General features: G+C 35.5%; 16 protein-coding genes and 1 pseudogene. 11 read left to right on the top strand and 6 right to left on the bottom strand.

The window, feature by feature from the left end; all coding sequences use genetic code 11:
* Window positions 1-21 precede the first annotated feature (21 nt).
* Entirely contained in the window at window positions 22-1500 is a 1479-nt protein-coding gene (locus SLH55_RS10915) for a hypothetical protein (protein ID WP_320323380.1), read from the top strand.
* 150 nt (window positions 1501-1650) lie between these two features.
* On the opposite strand, the gene SLH55_RS10910 is transcribed toward SLH55_RS10915, so the two are convergent.
* Window positions 1651-2406: a CsxC family protein gene (locus SLH55_RS10910; protein WP_219168788.1), complete on the bottom strand. Its 756-nt coding sequence runs from the start codon at window positions 2404-2406 to the stop codon at window positions 1651-1653.
* A gap of 360 nt (window positions 2407-2766) precedes the next feature.
* On the opposite strand from SLH55_RS10910, the gene SLH55_RS10905 reads away from it, so the two are divergent.
* Window positions 2767-3807 carry a hypothetical protein gene (locus SLH55_RS10905; RefSeq protein ID WP_219168789.1) on the top strand — a complete coding sequence of 347 codons (1041 nt, stop codon included), beginning with the start codon at window positions 2767-2769 and terminating at the stop codon, window positions 3805-3807.
* 252 nt (window positions 3808-4059) lie between these two features.
* On the opposite strand, the pseudogene SLH55_RS10900 reads toward SLH55_RS10905, so the two are convergent.
* Together SLH55_RS10900 and SLH55_RS10895 are read right to left on the bottom strand one after the other, a co-directional pair.
* Window positions 4060-5517, bottom strand: a pseudogene (locus SLH55_RS10900) (IS1182 family transposase).
* A 307-nt stretch (window positions 5518-5824) separates the two neighbouring features.
* Window positions 5825-7030 carry a hypothetical protein gene (locus SLH55_RS10895; RefSeq protein WP_320323379.1) on the bottom strand — a complete coding sequence of 402 codons (1206 nt, stop codon included), beginning with the start codon at window positions 7028-7030 and terminating at the stop codon, window positions 5825-5827.
* A 161-nt stretch (window positions 7031-7191) separates the two neighbouring features.
* Between SLH55_RS10895 and SLH55_RS10890 the strand changes: the two genes are divergently transcribed.
* From SLH55_RS10890 to cysQ, 9 genes are all read left to right on the top strand, one after another.
* Window positions 7192-8073 carry a glycosyltransferase gene (locus tag SLH55_RS10890; protein WP_219168791.1) on the top strand — a complete coding sequence of 294 codons (882 nt, stop codon included), beginning with the start codon at window positions 7192-7194 and terminating at the stop codon, window positions 8071-8073.
* A 315-nt stretch (window positions 8074-8388) separates the two neighbouring features.
* Entirely contained in the window at window positions 8389-9051 is a 663-nt protein-coding gene (locus tag SLH55_RS10885) for a galactosyltransferase-related protein (RefSeq protein ID WP_320323378.1), read from the top strand.
* 559 nt (window positions 9052-9610) lie between these two features.
* Window positions 9611-10549 (top strand): glycosyltransferase, encoded by a 939-nt coding sequence (locus SLH55_RS10880; protein WP_219168793.1) that lies wholly within the window; start codon window positions 9611-9613, stop codon window positions 10547-10549.
* 12 nt (window positions 10550-10561) lie between these two features.
* A complete protein-coding gene (locus SLH55_RS10875) occupies window positions 10562-11335 on the top strand; it encodes a glycosyltransferase (RefSeq protein WP_219168794.1) in 774 nt (257 codons plus the stop codon).
* Between the two features lie 50 nt (window positions 11336-11385).
* Window positions 11386-12120, top strand: coding sequence for a sulfotransferase (locus SLH55_RS10870; protein ID WP_320323401.1), 735 nt, complete (start codon window positions 11386-11388; stop codon window positions 12118-12120).
* A gap of 455 nt (window positions 12121-12575) precedes the next feature.
* The gene (gene sat, locus SLH55_RS10865; protein WP_219168796.1) at window positions 12576-13730 is read left to right on the top strand and encodes a sulfate adenylyltransferase; all 1155 of its coding nucleotides are present in this window, start codon (window positions 12576-12578) and stop codon (window positions 13728-13730) included.
* A gap of 21 nt (window positions 13731-13751) precedes the next feature.
* Window positions 13752-15512, top strand: coding sequence for an SLC13 family permease (locus SLH55_RS10860; RefSeq protein ID WP_219168797.1), 1761 nt, complete (start codon window positions 13752-13754; stop codon window positions 15510-15512).
* Between the two features lie 23 nt (window positions 15513-15535).
* Window positions 15536-16135 carry an adenylyl-sulfate kinase gene (gene cysC, locus SLH55_RS10855; RefSeq protein WP_219168798.1) on the top strand — a complete coding sequence of 200 codons (600 nt, stop codon included), beginning with the start codon at window positions 15536-15538 and terminating at the stop codon, window positions 16133-16135.
* Between the two features lie 131 nt (window positions 16136-16266).
* A complete protein-coding gene (gene cysQ / locus SLH55_RS10850; protein ID WP_219168799.1) occupies window positions 16267-17022 on the top strand; it encodes a 3'(2'),5'-bisphosphate nucleotidase CysQ in 756 nt (251 codons plus the stop codon).
* Between the two features lie 171 nt (window positions 17023-17193).
* Here the strand turns inward: cysQ and galE are convergent, their stop codons facing one another.
* The 3 genes from galE to SLH55_RS10835 form a co-directional block, all read right to left on the bottom strand.
* Window positions 17194-18189, bottom strand: coding sequence for a UDP-glucose 4-epimerase GalE (gene galE / locus SLH55_RS10845; RefSeq protein WP_219168800.1), 996 nt, complete (start codon window positions 18187-18189; stop codon window positions 17194-17196).
* A 322-nt stretch (window positions 18190-18511) separates the two neighbouring features.
* Window positions 18512-19003: a M67 family metallopeptidase gene (locus SLH55_RS10840; RefSeq protein WP_219168801.1), complete on the bottom strand. Its 492-nt coding sequence runs from the start codon at window positions 19001-19003 to the stop codon at window positions 18512-18514.
* 72 nt (window positions 19004-19075) lie between these two features.
* Window positions 19076-20146: a hypothetical protein gene (locus SLH55_RS10835; protein ID WP_320323377.1), complete on the bottom strand. Its 1071-nt coding sequence runs from the start codon at window positions 20144-20146 to the stop codon at window positions 19076-19078.
* Window positions 20147-20307: the final 161 nt, after the last annotated feature.

The following is a 20307-nucleotide window of genomic DNA, read 5'->3' as shown; positions in this document are numbered from 1 at the left end:
GTGAAAATGAGAGATAAGAACATGGATGAAATAGAAAACCATTTCATGAAACGGATGGAAGAAAACGAAAAAACCAGACAAAAAATAACTAATAATCATTCATCTCAGCCTTCATTTTCTCTATTTAATCTTACCCAGAAACAAGATTCTTCCGTTGAAGAGAGTGTAACGAATAACACGAATATTTCAAAAGATATTATTTTGCTCAGGGAATCTCAGGTCAAGAGTGATTCTTCCCCTACATTTTTCCCTCCTCCAAAGGTGATGGATGTGGAAATAAACCAAGAAGAGACTATGAGTGGTACCGATGGGTCAGAAGATGAATCGAAGGAAATGAAGGAATTGGTGCAGGATTACGAGGAAATGGATAGTCCTAATGAAAGTCACAGCCTCGATCAATTGACTTCCGATGATGATAACGAGATTGAGCCCTCATTGGTTGATGAACTTCCCATTGAGGATCTCGAAGTAGGAACTGAATCTGCCTCGATAAGAGAAGAGATCTTTATGATGTTGGAGGAAGAGATGGAGGAAGAAGCAAATCTCCTTAAAGTACAAGAAAATGATCAAATACATGCTCTATCCTCTATCGAACAAAGTGGTATATCTAACGACGATACATTTGAAGAAAGTAATCTCAACTCTATTCTGGATCTTGATTCTGTTGATCATCATCAGCCTTCATTCAATCAATTTTTAGAAACCATTTACTGTGAAAAAAAATCAAATCCGGTAGTAAGTAAAAACACTGATTTCGTTCGTTCCATCGGTTCCTTAACCTCCGTTCTCAAAAAAATTTCAACTGAGCGGGTAAAGATGAACGAAACTCAGGATATTATCAAGGAAAGCGAACATGATGATACTAAACTGACGGCACTAAAAGAACATTTCGAACATGAACTACTTTCAGCGGAGCATCTCGCGGAAGATGTGATCGAAACAGCATTTTCTGGTTCTCGTTCGTTGACTGTAAAGATCCCTGTTGTACTGTCTACATTGCGCATTGAAGTCGACATTTTTGAAGATTTGGATTTACCTTATCCAATTGAACATATACTGTCCATCAAATGGTCCATCAAATCTCTTAAGGCACATATCCCTACACCGTCTTCTATTGTATTTCTGAAAGGGACTCTTATTGCTTCGATTGAATACGTAAATTCAAGGGAAACAAGTTCTGTTCATTCTGTCAAAATCCCTATACAATGGAATCACACCAGTCCTACACGGTGGATACATCCACCGAATATTCCTATGAGTGATCAGAGAGAATATACATTCCTCGAAGATGACAGCCAAGATACAATCACTCATCAAGAAAGTCATTCTTCCTTTTGTGATTCTATTCAACATTTTCTACAAGATTACACGTTTATCAGTCAGCAAGAATGTATAAAGCAAAACGGAAGAGCAACCTTAAAAATCCAAGGATGTTTACAGTTATGTCTTCATTTTACACAAGAACAATTTGTCCAGATTCAATCGGAAAATTTACTTTAATGATAAGTATAAAAAGGAAGGGGTACACCCTCTAGGTGAACCCCTTTTGCCCTCATAAACTTTATCCTATTTGTTATCTTCGTATTCTTTTCATGCCCACCGGTAAGAACCGCGTTATAGAGTCTCCCTAAAAACAGTTACATCTCATCATTAACGTTGGATGATGTTTCGGAAACGATCAAAGACTACTTCTGGACCTTGCTGATCTTCACCTGCATCAGTATCTCCAGCCATTTGTTGTTTCTTTTGGGTTAATTTAATAAGAAGGTTAATGTCCATCTTTTCTGTGATTTTATTAAAACGTCCCCAATTATCAAAGTTTTCTGTAATATCCCACTGATTTACTGCAGATGCAAGAAGTTTGCATTTAATAGGCTCGTTATTGATTTCGAACGTTAATGAACCAAATTCGCAACGGGATGCACCCATTCCATCTTTAGCAAGTTCTCTTCTTTGCAACACATTTTCCTTAATGCTGAAGTCAATTCCAAATGGTTTATTGACAGGATTAGCAAGTCTCACCCGGTCATACGCTTTAAAAGGAATGTCAACACTATAATCTTTCACTACACCGTAGGAACCTTCTACATATTGAATGTTCTTGTGAACGATTCCTTCTACAAATAATTTCACGTATTCCGGGAACCCTGGTACAGGAATTGCTTTACACTGGGTGAGTGAGACGTTTTTCTCGATGTTTTTAATGGCACTTGCATAAGTTGGAAGATAAATCTCCGCTTCAGTTAAAGATTGAAGAAATACGTCTCCAAGTACGACCGTTACTTCTTCCAAGTCAAGGTCCGGTACGTATGTTTCTGTAAATAAGCTTCTAGATTCTGCTTTATCGCTTGATGGTTGTGGAGGGCATCCATGTTGACCAAATCCGCAGCCTGTATTCTTTTTCATATCTATTCACTCCTGTTAGTCATAAATTTATCAATAGAAAAGTCCAAAAGTATTGCGAAGTTAGTGAATATTCCTTTTCTATCGACTTACTATAATCTATGATTTTTTTCATGAAATGAGTGGACGAGTGTCGGTAGGCTTCAACATATTTCTAGCACTACTTCTATTATTCTAGTAAACTTCAGTCAAAAAGCCCCATACTCAGGTAAGCTACAGATGATCTTAACAGCCAGGGCTTTTTGTAACGTTTACCCAAATGGATCCATACAATAGAGTAAAAGTCTATAGGAGGAGATTACGATAAAGGAGGAAGCCAAATTATCACCTATGTACACGATTTCTGATCAAGAGGTCCTTTATTTGAAATCTGAAATAGAGAGCCTGAATAAAACGATCCGAACGCTGAAAAGTAGTTATTTATATGCAGAAAATGAGTACCATAAGGACCAACTTCAAAAGGTGCAGGAGGAATTGACCCTTGCTCACCGACACCTGGATGAGAACGAAACAGTTGAACGTGAACTCATTAAAGACCGAAACTTGTTTCAAGAAGGCAAGGAGAAATTAGAAATTCAAGTACGGGCACTTCATGACGCTTTACATGACAAGGAAGAATTACTGCAGCAGCATCAAGTAACCAAGAATGAACTCCAACAAGAGCTCCTTTCAAGCAGACTCAAGCAGAAGCAGCTATCCCAGAAAATATCGGAATTAGAGAAGAACCTACAAGACATCTCCAGTAAAAATCAATCATTGCTGGAGGAGAACATCCTCCACCTAAGAAAAATTGACAGTTTAAACAGTGATCTCCAAGGTAAAAAAAATCATATTTCAGATTTGAATTCGGCACTGGCTCATTCTGAAGATACAAAGAAAGAAATCTTTTATAACCTGATTTCAAAAACCGAAGAATTAGAAAAAGTAATGTCTGAGAGAAAACATACCATTGATTCATTGCAAATTGCGAAAGATCAATTATTAGAAGCAGAAAAACAAAAGATGGAGTACATTAAGACATTTATCAGTTCATATCAAAAACACTTTGAAGAAAATGAATGGTGGCTGTCTTCCCAATTTGCGGATATAGATCAACGAACCAAACAACAGGATGAACGAATTGAAGCGGTCGAGCAGGAACAAGAAATTCAGTTTACCCTACAGAATGAGGTGTTGGAGGAGAAGTTGGAGCAGGTTGAGCAAAGGTTTCTGAATTTCATTACGGAAGTCGACTCCATACGTGAATATAATTCCACATTGACACATAGTTTATTTGAGCTTAAGAGGCTGGTGGAGAGCCAAAAGCGCAGTCAGACACATATTATAACAGCACGTCAAAAACCTTCTGTAGAGAAGATCTCAACAATGATTGAGAGTCCATATTCTGACGATGAGAAGGAATAAAAAGAGGCTGGGACATAACAAAATCTATACACTATAAAGACGAACAATGAGATTACGTGTCACACCGCTGCCCGATTCCGTGCAAGACTTCGCTTTCCTCGGGCGGAAGGCGAGCCTCCTCACAGCTTGCGCTGAGGCCACTGATAATATCCCGATTATTTGATTTATAAAACAAAAATGAGTTTTAAACAACACAAAAAGAGTGTATTTTGGGATTCCCCCCCATTATACACTCTCATTTTTATTTCTTTCTTACTTTTTTTCGTTCATTAATTTTATTATTCGCTTGATATTCACCGCGAAGATGGAGGTGGCTCCTTGTATATGCATACCTAATAGACCCGCGGCGTTGGCTTTATCGTACCCGTGTCTGTTTTTTAGTTCACTATTCTTAGCCTCAATTTTATATCGGGAACGTGTGAGTTCTTTGAACTCTTCGGATTGTTGGAATGTCTCGTGCTCCGAATGTTCCTTTGACTTAATGGTCAGAGAGTAGCTCTTTGTCTTCGCCCCTTCTGTGTAACACCCTTCTCGAATCGGACACTCTTTACATTTCTCAATGTCCCAATAGAACTTTATTCGTGTGTTACGATTCTTGTCTCTTTTTTTTATGTGTCCACTGTTTTTAGACAAGTGCCCTGCCGGACACATATAGCGACCTGCATCTTTGTTATAAACGAAACTGTCATCTTTTCTTCTGCCATTTGTTATAAGGAGATGTAACTTAGAAACGAGCTTAAGTTTTTCTTTATTGGCATAAATGAGATTTTCTTTTCGGGAGTAAGCTTTGTCACCAATGACTGCCTCTATTTTCACCCCATTTTTTTTCGTTTCATCAATTAAGTCAGGAAGATAGTTACCATCCGATTTTTCGCCCGAAGTAATAATAGCCGCTGTGATGATTCTTTCATCTGAAAGGGCAAGATGGGTCTTATATCCATGGAAAGAATGGTCTTCAGATTTGTGTCCGACTCTCGCATCAGGATCTGTTGAAAAATGGGTATTATACTTACTATCTTCAACGGCTTCCTTTAAAACGTTAAGCTTTTCCTTCACGGAGGGGACTTTTGCGATTTGTGGAGATTGTTCAACCACAGACACTAACTGTTCGGTGTATGTAAGTTCTTCTTGGTAGTTACCGTCCACTGGTTTACTAGGGAAACTTTCTTTCATTTTCTCATCATATTGGTAAATCGTCCTACGAAGCTTTTTGGACAATTCTTGTAAGTATTGTGCAGCTGACTTTGAGTTATATCGAGAACTAGTATGAGTGGCGTCTAAGATAATGGATCTTCCTAATAAAAGATTGTGCTCAAGGGCTATTTCTACCGTCTTTCCGATTAGTAAATCAAGTAATTTCATATCCTTAATACGCAGTCTTCGAAATTTAGTAAGAGAACTTGGATTAATCACAGAGTCCTCCGGGGCCATATCAAGAAAATATTTAAAGGATAGATCATATTGAGAGCGTTAAACAACATCGACATCTGACAAGTCATAAAACACTTTGAGTAAGAGGTATTTGAACATACGAATGGGTGGTATGGCGTTTCGGCCATTATCAATACTATAATTCTTTTTAAGTTCGTCCAGGATAAAAGAAAAGTCAACCAATTCTTTCGTTTGTCTCAGTAGGTTATCTTTAGGAACGACAAGGTTATACAACTCATTATATGGACTTAAAACCAACTCTTCTTGTTTTGATAACATTAAGAACACCACCTATTCACTAATACCTTAATTATAAAATAAAACAGTTAGACATTCTTCATTTTCATGAAGAATGTCTAACTGTTAACTGTAAAGAGACTTTTTCAGTGGCTTCGCTTGCGCTCCTGCGGGGTCTCACCTATTCCGCTTTTCCCGCAGGAGTCTTCGTCTTGCACTCCAATCAACAGCTAGAACCTGCTAAATACAAGGATTATAAAAATTAAAAATCCGAACGAGTTAGATTTTTATCAAATCACTCGTTCGGATTTCTCTTTATCTGAAACCCTTTTGTCCCAGACTCTTTTAGTTAAAATGTAATCTTGATTTTATTATTTGAAGAAAGTTGGAGTTCCTGATCTTCAAATAAAACAAACCCTATTATGGTCGATGATTCCTGTTCTTCAAGATTTTCTACCGTAAATTGCAGCCCTTCTACTGCTAGCGTTTCACCTGGAGGTATAAATGTTTCCTGTATCGACTCAATCCAATATTCTCCAGTTGAGAATGCCTTTTCAAGCCAATCCTTCCCCATATACTTCCATCCTTGTGCACCGTTTTGACCTTGTATGGAAAAAATTTCGCTCATCTCAGGTGGAAGAATCTGTCCTCCAATCTCAATCTTATCAGGTGGATCCACCCGAAAGCAGATCTTGGGATTGGTTAAGTCTACATTCCCTGTGTTCTTTATGAAAAAATCAGCTTTAATAGAATAACGTTCAGTTTTTCGATTAGGTATAACATTGTAATCAAGATATATTTCCGCATAGGGCTTCTTTTCTTGGGATTCACGGACTTTCCGGTTTGCTTTTCGCATTTTCATCTCTTCGTACATTTTATCATCCATTTGGAGGTCTTTACTCGCCTTTTTCTTATCCACGGTAATTGGATCAGCTGGCCCTGTTTGATTACTCTTCGTTTGTAATAAATGGAGAATATTTAGATCCAGTAAACTGGGCTTTTGATTACCGAGGAGCGTTTTCAAGATACATTGGGTTAGAATTGCAGGAGATTCTTTCAACAAGAACTCTTCGTCTTCGCAGCTTATGGAACAACGTAAATGAGGAATGGAATGATTCTCCGACAACAAATAGTATCCCTTAAAGTGCAACTCGTCTTTATATATTGAGAGACTTTTTTTGACATTGATGGAATTCAGTCTTTCATTATAACCAACAGATATAGTTCTGCTGGCTCCCTTCCCTTTACTCGACACTAGTTCAATAAATAAATCCCCGTTCCTGATTTTCCCGGTATCCCTTTTTGTAGAAACATCAATTCCATAATCGGTTAATATCCCTGTCACTTTTTCATCAATTTGATTGTTTATACTACCATTCGGTGTGGTTACTGATAACCATACTTTCTTTCCATGAAGCGAACTTTTCACTTCCACCATTTGTTCTTCTTCGTTCAGATGAAATTGGTGGTTATTCTCCGCACAGTAAAGTTGGATGGCAGCTATGGAATGTGCCGGAATCGTTCCCCAATCATAATTGTTTATTTTTAATTTCATTAATATGCTCACCGCTCTTCATTCTTATTTGGTCTCTTTATCTTATGACTCAATATGTTCAACTATGATGCATGAACACTATCTCTCATTCCATGTACACCAACAGAGCATATATACATATGATAAATTGATGGATAAAAAATTAAAGGAGAGAGCATGTAGTGCATAAAGATCATTCAAAGGTATCTATTATCTTTCCAGTAAAAAATGAAGGTTCCAATGTAAAAAAAACATTAAACTCACTATTTTCCACTGCCACTAATATTAAATATGAAGTGATCATCGTGGACGATGCTTCTGACGATGGATGCTGTGATTTCCTGGAACAACCCCACTTTAATAATAAAGTGAAAAAAATTCGAACAATGGGCGTTGGGCCATCTGTAGCCAGGAATATAGGGGCTGAAAGCGCTACTTCTGACTACTTGATGTTTTGTGATGCTCATTTAACATTCCAACCTCTTTGGATAGATAAATTATTGACTCCTTTGAAATCAGATTTGACGGATGTTGTTTGTCCTGCAATCGCCTCAATGGACGACCAGAAAATTGTGGGGTTCGGGCAAACTTTAAATAGTAGTTTAAGAATACAATGGCATAAGAAAAGGCCCTATTTATTCCATACTGCGATTATTCCTGGGGGATGTTTCTTGATCAAACGAGATGTCTTCTTCAAAGTTGGTGGATTCGAAACTGGGTTTAAAACCTGGGGGCATGAAGATGTAGAATTGTCCATTAAACTGTGGTTATTCGGTTACAGATGCAGCTGTGAGCCATCAGTCACGATTCTGCATTTATTCAGAAAATCACATCCATACAAAGTGGATTATGACGGGGTTTATTATAATTTACTAAGGATGGCTTACCTCCACTTTGATCAGGAGAGAATTAAAAAAACCAAGGATTTGATCATTCATCGGAGTCCAAAAAAAATCGAAAGCCTGGTTCTTAAGGATGGAGTGGAAAAAAGAAGAAGAGAGTATTTTCAAAAGAGGGTTTATAACGACGAATGGTATTTCAAACACTTTAAGATCCATTTTTAAAAGAAACAGACCATTTCTGCTTACATTTAATGAAATGGTTTGTTTTTTATTCTCTTCATAAAATTAGTAATTTAACAACACTTGTATATTTCCAAGGCATTCTAATTTCTAGATTCATATAAAGAAAAATTCAACAATAATTTTGTAAATTGATAATGATAATTTAAGGGGGTTTCAGCCCTTTTTTTAAATATCCATGTTTGTCCCATATTATCTTATACCCTTATTCATACATTAATAATAAAGGAGTTGTTTAACATTAGTAAGATTTCAATTCTTATTCCCTTCCAACCAGCAAACAAGGATCGAGAGTTATTGTTTAAATGGCTCGTAAAATTTTATGAAAATACACTTCCTGAAGCTGAGATTTGTATAGGTCATTCCTCAACTAAACAATTTTCAAGATCTTTAGCAATTAATAATGCTGCAAGGAAAGCATCTGGAGAAGTGTTTGTCATTGTAGATGCTGATATTATTTGTAATCCATATGTCATTCGTAATGCCGTTAACACACTAAAACATTCAACATGGATTATTCCTTATACAAATATTGAGGATATTTATCCCATCAGTACAAAAAAATTATTAACTCAGACGCCAAAGTGGCCATTACCACCGAATATAAAGTCAACTAAAAGATTTAAAGGCAGTAAAAATTTTGTGAGTTTTGGTGGAATAAATATTCTAAAGAGAGAATCCTTTTACTCTGTTGAAGGATTTGATGAAAGATTCATTGGATGGGGTGGAGAGGATGATGCCTTTCGTTGTGCAATGAATACAATATGTGGAGATTTTATTAGAATAGATCAAAATGTTTTCCACTTATGGCACCCTCCTGCTAAAGCAAGGAGCAATCCAAATTATAATAACAATGTTAATCTTGCATTACGATATTGTAATTCGAGCGGTGATATAACCGCTATGCAAAAACTAATTAAAGAAAGTAAAAGTTTCAAAATTAGTAAAAATAATCATTAAGTGCTTAGTTTAAAAATAGAAAGAGCTACATTAGCATATTTCTCAAAATAATAAGGTTTCCCCTCTTAGTACAACTCCAATTAATATATGTTGATTGGAGTTTTTTATATTGACTTCAATTCTAAATCCCTTATCTAATTTCTCTCAATTGACTAGAAAAACTTAGATATGATAAAGCATTAATAAGGTGTATATTGGTTCACTTAAATATTATTAATTCTTAATGATAGCAGCCCTGTCGTTGGCCACTGACTTTGTATATTATATACAGAATAAAGTTACGTCTGAATAAAATTGTGAATGATAGGAGGGACAAGGTTTAAAATGCGGTCATCGCAATTCCTTAATCATATATTACAATTCTAAATTGTAATGAGAAAACCCTTGAAATAGTAAGTGGTCCTTAGATAAAACACCATATTACTTCATACAGAACATTTCATGGACAATCAGTCTGTTTAAATATCCAATAGTAAACTACTGCTACTGTATTTATACAGCTGAAGTGGGGTGAACAATAAATTTGATTACAACTCAGATTTTTAGGGGGGATGAAAAATTGCAGAAGAAAACGATTTTAATCATTAGTGCAGATTATAAACAAAGACCTTTTCCTGATTTTCATTACCTTATGGATGAACTTGAAAAGGGTGCCAATATTATATTGTGGCAAAAGTCAAGTGATATCAATGAGATTTTATTCAATATTGACAAGGAACCAGATTTCATCTTAATTAATGACTACGGTGAAAAATTCACACCTAAAATCACTAATTTAAGATCGAGCTCTATTCCTAAAGGGGTAATTGTTCATGACCTTCATTACGAAAAATCAAATAGAAAGAGAATGTTTTTACAGGATGAAATTGATTATATATTTTCTTATTACAGGGATGCTTTTATCCAATTTTATCCTGAATTCGCAAATAAACTCATATGGCTTCCGCACCACGTAAATACAGAGCTATTTAAAGATTATGGATTATCAAAGAGCATAAATAAATTATTAATGGGCTCTGTATCCCCTTCAATATACCCACTTCGGGCAAAGATCCTTCAAACTATGAAAAACAAAAAAGATTTTGTTTACCATGCTCATCCGGGATATAGAAAGTTTTCTAAACAGGAAATGCAAAAACTGTTTATCTATGAAAATTACGCAAAAGAAATCAATCGTGCCAAGATGTTTTTCACATGTGATTCTATTTATAAGTATCCTGTTTCTAAATACTATCAAGTTTTAGCTTGTAGAACCCTCTTATTAGCTCCATCATCTCCGGAACTAAAAGATTTAGGGTTTATTGCTGGCAAGCATTTTGTTGAAATTAATTCAACAAACTTTGTAGAAGTATCGAATTATTATTCCAAAAATGAAAAAGAGTGCGAAAGAATTGCTGAAAATGGATATAAAATGGTCAGGCTAAATCATACTACAAAGATTAGAGCTGCACAATTACTGAAGAGTATTCATTCGATTTTAGAAACTGAATCAATATAAGGGGGAGATAAAATGAATACCAGAATTGGGGTTATGATTCCTACAACTCTCGGGAGAGAAAAAACTTTGGAGTGGACAATCCTCCATCTACTCAATTATTTAAAGAAGCCATTTACAGTGTATGTTTATAACGATATCACATCTCCTTTATCTGTTAGGCTTACAAGAATAATGAAGAGTAGTAAGAGAAATGACGTAGATATCATCGTCTTGAATGACCGGAGAGAAATCAATACTGAAAGAGTTGGTGCTGGAGGGTCAAGGCACTATTTATTTCAAGCAATGAAAGGTAAATACGACGTTATCATTTCACTGGACGATGATATGCAAATTACACCACATTGGTTTGAGCATATAGAAGAAGCTATGAATTACTATCCTCATCATAGCGTTTTTTCTTCAGGTATGAAGCGACCTGGTGGTGCGGAGATGATTTTCGGTGCAAAAATGGAATTCGAAGGAAATTCATTGATTCGCAAACGACTTCGAACTGTCTATAGAAACTTTCAAATAGCAGACTGGGGACCTCTTGGTTGTCTCGTGTTGTGCAGAAAAGCTATAGAGCCAATAATAAATTTTCCAAAAGTTTATACCTTGGATGATGAAGCCTTTTTTCTAGAACTAAAAAACAAGAATATTCATCAGACAATTGTTGCAACGAATGCAATAGCAATTCATTGCCCAATTCCTACTCCTAGTTCAAATCAAAGATCAAATGATTGGGTTTCTCATTCTCAACAATATTTAGAAAGTGCTTATCAAATAACAGTAAAGTTAAAAAATTGAACAGCAAGCTTGAATTAGAGCGCTTAAAGGAGGCAAAACAAGTGGATATCATGATTTCAGCCGTTACTCAAAGAACAGGTTCCACATTAGTGCAAAGGATATTTAACGAAAGAAAAAATACGTTGATATGGGGTGAACACTTTGGAGCATTAACCGATTTTCATAATATTTATAAAAATACGACAGCTTTCTACAACCGTCATAAAGGGACAAGAAAATTATATTTCAAAAATGAAGATACAGGTATTTCAACATCTTGCTTAATGCCAGATATGTCTTACATTGAAAAAGCCATGCAAACCTCTGTCAGGACCTTTATAAATGAACTTTATGCAGAAAAAAGAAACTCGTACGATAAGATTGGATTTAAAGAAGTACGATATGGAAAAGAAGAATTAAATTTATTTAGAAAATGTTTTCCTAATACACCAATCATATTATTAGTAAGAAACCCTATTGACATAAGAAAAAGTATGAATGGTAGTGCATGGTCCAGGAATGAGAATCCATTCAACCAATTCGTTAATGAATGGAATAGTAGAGCAAAAGATTATTATGAACTATCCCAAAAAGATCCAAATATGTATTTGATTAAATATGAGGATATATTAGAAAGGAAGCCAAACGCTCTTCGGATTATTTCTAAATTAGGGGATCTTTCTATCAATCAGATTAACAATGTAATAGGTAAAAAAATTAGTAGCACATCAACTGAAATCCCACAAATTCAAGAAAAGCGAATTCGTGACATTTGTGGTGAGACTATGAAGCTATTTGGTTATTAATAACATTTGGTTTTTTCTTGCCATGAATCTGATAAAACTCAAATGAAAAAGCCACTTCACCAAATTAAATTTACCAACAAAAATAAAATTACCTTTTACGTGAATATAGAAAACAATGCCATGTACGAATAATCTATATGGCATTGTTTTTATTTGATATATACAAAGTTTGTTTTTTTCAAAATAACGAGTTTATGTATTTTCTCAGTTGTATTATAGTCTGTTACTATATATTCGTCATTAAGAACCTATATGTAAGGATAGTAATGCAAGCCATATTCCAAGCTTGTTCCGTGCTTTTACTTTTGAAAAACCATCTATCTATTTCAACATGATTTCCACTAACTGGATATAGGTATTTGAACATTTTTCTTTAGTGCCCTATCCAAATGATGTCCATCACATAAAATAATAGAAAGAATATCTACATTTACTAATGAAAGGAGAATGATTTTATGGTATCTCCACATGGAGGCACCCTCGTTAATCGGGTAGCAGAAGGAGAAAGTAGGACTAAATTGTTAGAAAAAGCAGAGAGTTTTTTTTCTATTACATTGGATGCATGGAGTCTCTCCGATTTGGTTCTAATTTCTATAGGGGCTTTTAGCCCATTAAATGGCTTCATGAAACAAAAGGATTATCTGCAGGTTCTAAAAGAAATGAGGCTAAGCACTGGAGAAATTTGGAGTCTTCCTATTACTCTGTCTGTTTCACAAGAGACAAAAGAAAAGTTGTCCATTGGACAAGTCATTTCATTAAAGGGAGAAGATGACGTCACTTACGGAGTGATGGAAATAGAAGAAATCTATCAATACAGTAAAAAAGCCGAAGCATTATTCGTTTATAAAACAGCCGATTCAAGTCACCCAGGTGTCAGCAAAGTGTTTGAAAAAGAAGATTATTATGTAGCAGGTCCCGTAACTTTACTAAATAAACCTGAAAGTATATTTACGAAAGACTTCCAAACTCCAAAACAATTAAGGAAAACTTTTCAATCACTTGGATGGCGGACTATTGTGGCCTTTCAAACACGTAACCCCATTCATCGAGCTCATGAATATCTCCAAAAAACAGCACTTGAAAATGTAGATGGATTACTTATCCACCCCCTTGTCGGGAACACAAAAGCTGATGATATTCCTCCTGATATTCGGATGAAGAGTTATAAAGTACTAATAGAGAATTATTACCCTAAAGACCGGGCGCTATTGTCAGTCTTTCCTGCTGCTATGAGGTATGCTGGGCCTAGAGAAGCGGTTTTCCACAGCATCGTCAGAAAAAACTTTGGATGCACTCATTTTATTGTGGGTAGGGACCATGCAGGGGTTGGTAATTATTATGGAACATACGAAGCACAAAACATTTTTGACCAATTTAATAAAGAGGAACTCGAAATTGAAATACTTAAGTTTGAGCATGCATTCTATTGTATCAAGTGTGCTTCTATGGCTACTGCTAAAACATGTCCTCACGATAACGAATTTCATATCCACCTTAGCGGTACCAAGGTTCGAGATATGCTTAGAAATGGACAGGTACCTCCTAAGGAATTCTCAAGGCCAGAAGTGATAGAAGTGCTGCTTGCAGAAATGGAAGACAAACAGGTATAGGGATAAAAAGGAGCCAACACCATGATTGAGTTTTATTTTGTATCTATAGTTGTAATATTGATGCTATTTTGCCTGGTCCTTGAAATAGGGAAACCTGAATTCATTATTCCCTCTACGCTTCTTCTGTTCATGGTTACAGGGGTTATTACAGTAAAGGAAGCAATCAATGGATTTTCTAATGAAGGAATGCTTACGATCGGACTCCTTTTTATTATTGCAGGTACAATTCAAAAGAGCGGATTGGTTGATATGCTTTTACAAAAATTGTTGGAGAAATCTATATCTACAAAACATGCATTAACTTCTATACTCCCCCCCATTTCCTTGCTCTCTGCCTTTATAAACAATACCCCTATTGTGATTGCATTCACTCCATTAATTAAAAAATGGTGCGAAGAAAACGGCTTTTCTCCTTCTAAATTTCTTATTCCTTTATCTTATGCAACCATCCTAGGTGGGACGATTACGCTAATCGGCACCTCAACAAATTTAGTCGTTCATGGACTATTGTTAGATAAAGGATTTGAAGGTTTTACCTTCTTTGAACTTGCAAAGGTCGGTATTCCTATCACCATATTTGGACTGCTTTATCTTATATACTTAGGACCTCACCTTCTTCCAAATCGAAAAAGCACTGCTTTGCAAGAGGTTGAAAATCTTAGGGAATTTACTGGTGAAGCATTGATCACAAAAGACTACCCATATTTACACGCTACAATCAAGGAAGCAAAATTAAGAAGTTTAAAAGGTGTATTTCTGGTAAGCATCGTGAGGGGGACTAAAACCATTGCACCCGTCTCCAATATGACCATTCTTAAAGAAGGGGATCGATTAATATTTTCCGGGGACATTTCAACGATTACTGAACTACAACATACAAAAGGACTTGAGCTCCAAAGTTGCATTGGTGAAGATTTTCCGAAAAAACACAAACTAGTGGAGGCGGTCATTTCCCATCATTCCCCCTTGATCAACAAGAAGATAAAATCTACAAATTTCAGAAGTAGATATGATGCTGCAGTCATCGCAGTCCATAGGCAAAACCAACGTCTAAGATCAAAAATAGGCGATATTATGATAAAACCTGGGGATGTCATATTACTTGTTGCCGGGCCCGAGTTCAACAAACGGATTGAATCCACTGACTTCTACTTTACTTCCGAACATTCTAAAATTGTCCAAACAAATGAAGATATCCGTGAAGGATGGTACGCTGTTTTATTACTTGGTATGATGGTTGCTTTAGTTACTTTAGATTTTCTCCCAATGATATCGGCCATGTCCATTATCGTCATACTTTTTATTTTGTTTAAGTTGCTCAGTCCGAGGGAAATGAAAGATTTTATTCAATGGAATGTTCTTCTTATCATTTCTTGTTCATTTGGAATCGGCTATGCATTGACCAATTCTGGTGTTGCATCCTTCATAGCAGATGGATTAATCAAACTGACCACTCCATTTGGTGTGTTTGCGGTTATTTTATCTATATACATGCTAACCAATTTATTTACAGAATTGATGACAAATAGTGCAGCTGCTGTGTTGATGTTTCCTATCGTTATTGAAGTAGCATCTATCTTGCATATATCTCCCACTCCATTGGCAGTTGCCGTAGCTATTGCTGCTTCGGCAAGCTTCGCTACCCCGATTGGTTACCAAACAAACCTTATTGTTTACGGACCCGGTGGTTACAAATTCATAGACTTTCTAAGAATAGGTCTTCCATTAAATCTTCTTACCATGCTTGTCACATCGACACTCATTTATTTGTTCTGGATTTAATTTAATTATGGAAGGTGGTGAATATGATGAATGAAAACAATATTAAATGGCATGAAGGTAAAGTGACAAAACAACATAGAAATGCATTAAATCGACACAAAAGTGCCACCCTCTGGTTTACAGGGTTATCCGGGTCAGGAAAATCAACAATCTCTGTTGAACTGGAAAAATCACTCTATGAAATGGGGATTAGAACCTATAGACTGGATGGTGATAATATCCGGCACGGTTTAAACAGTGATCTTGATTTTTCAGACAAAGACCGAAAAGAGAATATTCGTAGAATCGGCGAGGTATCTAAGTTGATGATTGATGCAGGACTTATTACCCTAACTGCATTTATTTCTCCATTCAAAAAGGATCGTCATTACGTTAGGTCTTTAATGGACGATGGGGAATTCATTGAAGTATACGTTTATGCAAGTATTGAAGCCTGCGAAGAAAGAGACCCAAAAGGCCTTTATAAGAAAGTAAAAGAAGGAAAGATTAAAGGATTTACAGGAATCGATTCACCTTATGAAGAACCTGATTCACCTGAAATCCATATTGATACAGAATCTTTGACGATTGATGAATCAGTGGAAAAAATCCTTACCTATCTTAGATACAATCAGTACCTGTGAACAAAAATATAAAATGATATTCGTCTTTAAACTTGATCGCTTGGAGCAAAAATTGTTAAATTTGCTCACTTAAACGAACCCTTTTAATAAAATGACTTATAAGCCTTACATTACGAGTAGAGGTGAAATAGATGTTAGACCAAGTTAAAAAAATAGCAATTATTGCAGGGAAAGAAATTATGAGTATATATAAAAAAGACTTTAAGATAGACTTTAAAAAGGATGACTCCCCTTTAACAACTGCCGACCAACTCTCCCATCATCTCATTATAAAAGAGCTAACAGACTGTTGGGCAAATATCCCTATTCTAAGTGAGGAAGGTGCTTCTATCCCCTATCATGAACGCTCTGGATGGGAGACATTTTGGCTGGTAGACCCTTTAGACGGAACTAAAGAATTCATAAAAAAAAATAACGAATTCACAGTGAACATTGCCCTCATTCATAATGGGGCTCCTGTACTTGGTGTCATTTATGCACCTGCTTTAGACACTCTCTATTACGCTAAAAAAAATGTAGGAGCATTCAAACAAATAGGAGCAAATAAACCGATCTCTTTACCAAATGTTTCAGTGACTGATCACAAATCTGTTGTCACCAGTCGTTCACATCTATCAGAAGAAACGATTTCTTATTTAAATGAACTGAAAAAGAAGGAAGGGAAACTAGAAACCATTACAGTTGGAAGTTCATTGAAATTTTGTCTAATTGCTGAAGGGGCTGCACATTATTATCCACGACTTGCTCCCACCATGGAATGGGACACTGCCGCAGGTCAAATTATCCTTGAAGAAGCTGGAGGAGCTGTAATAGTTCAAAACACGGGCTCAAAGCTTATGTATAATAAATATCATCTTACAAACCCTTCATTTACATGTTTTATGTAAGAATTAAAAGTCACTCCTAAATTATGACTCTGAGAAAAATTTAAGGACAATAACTATTTGTCCTTTTTCTCTGGAAAAACATTCATTCTTTTTTCTTTTGGATGACTAGCAAACTATCATACAACACAAAACCCGTCGAGCTATGAAATACTCTCAACGGGTATTAAGCAATTATTTATTAGAATTATTTTCATACCTCCAAGAGTCTACACACATAGAAATAATGTTCTTCTTTGCTCTCCAGCCAAGCTCTTGAGTTGCTTTAGATACATCTGCATAACAGATTGCAATATCCCCATGCCTGCGGCCTACGATTTCATAAGGTACTTTGACTTTATTAGCTTCTTCAAAAGCTTTTACTAAGCCAATGACACTTGTCCCTTTTCCTGTCCCCAAATTATAAACATGTGCACCTTTCTTTAAACCTTTTAAGGCTGCTACATGCCCTTCGGCAAGATCTTCAACATGAATATAGTCTCTTATAGCTGTACCATCAATTGTTTCATAATCCCCTCCAAAAATTCTAAGTTTATCGAGTTTTCCAATAGCAACTTGCGTAATGTAGGGCATTAAATTATTCGGAACACCTTTAGGTTTCTCCCCTATTAATCCACTTTTATGTGCGCCTACTGGATTAAAATATCGAAGAATTGCAACTGAAAATTCAGGAATTGCATTAGATACATCAGATAGAATTCTCTCGCTTATCATTTTTGTTTCACCGTAAGGATTCGTGGTTTCCATTAATTCCATTGTTTCAATAAATGGCACTTTATTGGATCCATAAACAGTAGCAGATGAACTAAAGACAAACCGATTCACTCCATATTTAACACTTGCCTTAGCAAGGACTATGGTACTAACAATGTTGTTAAAATAATAACTAATTGGGTCATTTAATGATTCACCAACAGCTTTTAGACCAGCAAAATGAATAATGCCATCAATAGAATGTTTAACAAAGAGTTCCTCTACAGCGTATTCATCCGTTACATCAATTTGATAGAAAATTAATTCTTTATTGGTTATTTTCATTACTTTATCCAAGGTTTCAACTTTACTATTACATAGATTATCTGCAACTATTACTGAATATCCTGCTTCCAATAAAGTAATACAGGTATGAGAGCCAATATAACCAGCCCCTCCAGTAACTAGTATATTCAATACATATTCAACCTCCTCCTATTGTAAATAGCGTACTCTTGAATGACAATAATCTTTTTAAGATAAGATATTACTATTTCATTCATAATTGTGGTGATAGAATATAAAAAAAGTTTTCTAGATCTTATATTTTGAACATCATTCTAATCTTCTCACCAAGACTAATAAAAAATTTCATTTTATTGGGAGTCAGAAAAATAAAAAAATTCTTATTATGGGTATTCGTGTTATTTTCTCCCTGAGAGAGTAAATAGCATACTAATAGTCCCAGGCTAATTATGCCCTGAATGTTGAAACATTAGAGTTCAAGAGAGCCATTAAGTTAAAATAACTCTCTTTGAACAACCTCAACTTCCAAGGCATATCCTTTCGTAATTCTATAACACTTTATTTCAGCATTTGACAGGCTAATTGAAAGAATGAAATAGTAAATCGAGGAATCAGGAGCAAATAAGATATCATCTTTCGAAGGAATGGCCATCCCATTTGGGTGAGAGTGGTATACTGCAATCAAATCCTCATTTCTTTTCTTTATTTCATGTGAAATCATTCTTTCTTCATTCACATCAATGGCAAAAGTAAACGGGCTTGGATTTACATTAGTTGTTGGCCATATTTCAGAACATATATTATTTCTTCCAGAAATAAATCCACAGGCTTCATTAGGTAGTTCTTTTTTACAATGCCTTATTAAACATTCACTTAACTTTCTAGATAGAATGATTGATTCTTTAGGCGTTACACCCGCAGCCTTTAAATTTAAACTTCGTTCGCTTCGCTTCCATTTGTTTTTTTTGTTCTTTTTTGATTCCAATGGGTGTGCTTTTTGACTGCTTGTATATTTTATTTAGATCTTTCGATTGCATCTTCTTCCCCCCTTTCAAATTCATCGAATGTATTTATTCGGGTTAAACATGGTTCGTTTCGAGTCAGAAGACATCGGAATATTCCCATATTCTTCAAACTGGGTATTTACCTGAGGAGCTTGTTTCTTCTGCTGTTTCATTTTGTTATAGAGGTCATTTTTCTTATTCGATTGGGATTTTAGATCTTGACGAAGTTTCATAAGTTCTTGTTCCAATTCGATTTCCCTTTGATTCTTTTCACTCTGCTTAGTCTTACTTTTTTCATCTAATAAGGCCATCTGTCTTTCAAAATGTGATTCTCTTTGCTTAAAATCTTCAATTTGACTCTTCAATGCATGGAGCTCTTCCTCATAATGTTCTTCAATTTTTTTTAGCTCATCATGCAAATCACTCGTTTTTTGTAAGAAACTTTGAGTGATCTCCTCTCTCGTATTGCCCATATTTAATGATTCCTTGACTTCATTAAATTTGGAGGAATATGAAACTAATTGTTCTTCAATCAGATCAAGCTTCTTCAGAATTTCAGGGTGATTATTCTCTTCTTTACCCCATAAAAATCTCCACATTTTTGAATACCACCTTTCATTTTTTCCCACTGTATATTGTTTTCGTTGCTTCCTTAACCACTCTAGTTGTGTATGGAAAGTATTTGAGTATTCCTCTACCTCAATTGAACTTTTACTACCTGGTAAAAAGCATCTATTTGCATCAACCAACAAAGATAATGCATCATTTTTAATTCTTTCGAGCAATGATTTTTTTTGATTGTGAGTGCTTTCATAGATCACTCTTATCTCAGGGATGGGAGAAGGAAATGTACGATCAGAAACTCCCGAAAAATCCCCTTCAAACATGCTTTCATCATTATCTTCTCGGATTTTATTGCCTGAGCTTATCTCCTTCAATTCGTCATGTAAAGTTTCTTTTTTTAGTTCATGCTTCAACTGAATATAAAGCTCATGCTTCACTTCAAGATTTTGAAGCAAATAGTCAATCTGTTCCGTCAACATTTGAATGGTATGATGATTTTCAGCAATTTCTAATTGATATACCTTATGCTTTGATCGTTCCCTGGACAACTCTTCAGACACTTTTCGTATCCTGTTTGAATAATGATAATATAGAGACTCGAGTTCTTCAGATATCAGATGAATATCCTTTAATACTTCCGGAAATTCTTGTGACTTACTCTCCTCCTCGTTCATCTTATTCATCACCTCCATTTAGTTTTTTTATTATCTTATGTAAGGTT

Origin of the sequence: Rossellomorea sp. YZS02 (genome assembly GCF_033963925.1) — a bacterium.
GTDB lineage: Bacteria > Bacillota > Bacilli > Bacillales > Bacillaceae_B > Rossellomorea.
Note: the sequence above shows the minus strand (reverse complement) of the source record. Positions and strands in the feature narration are given on the sequence as shown.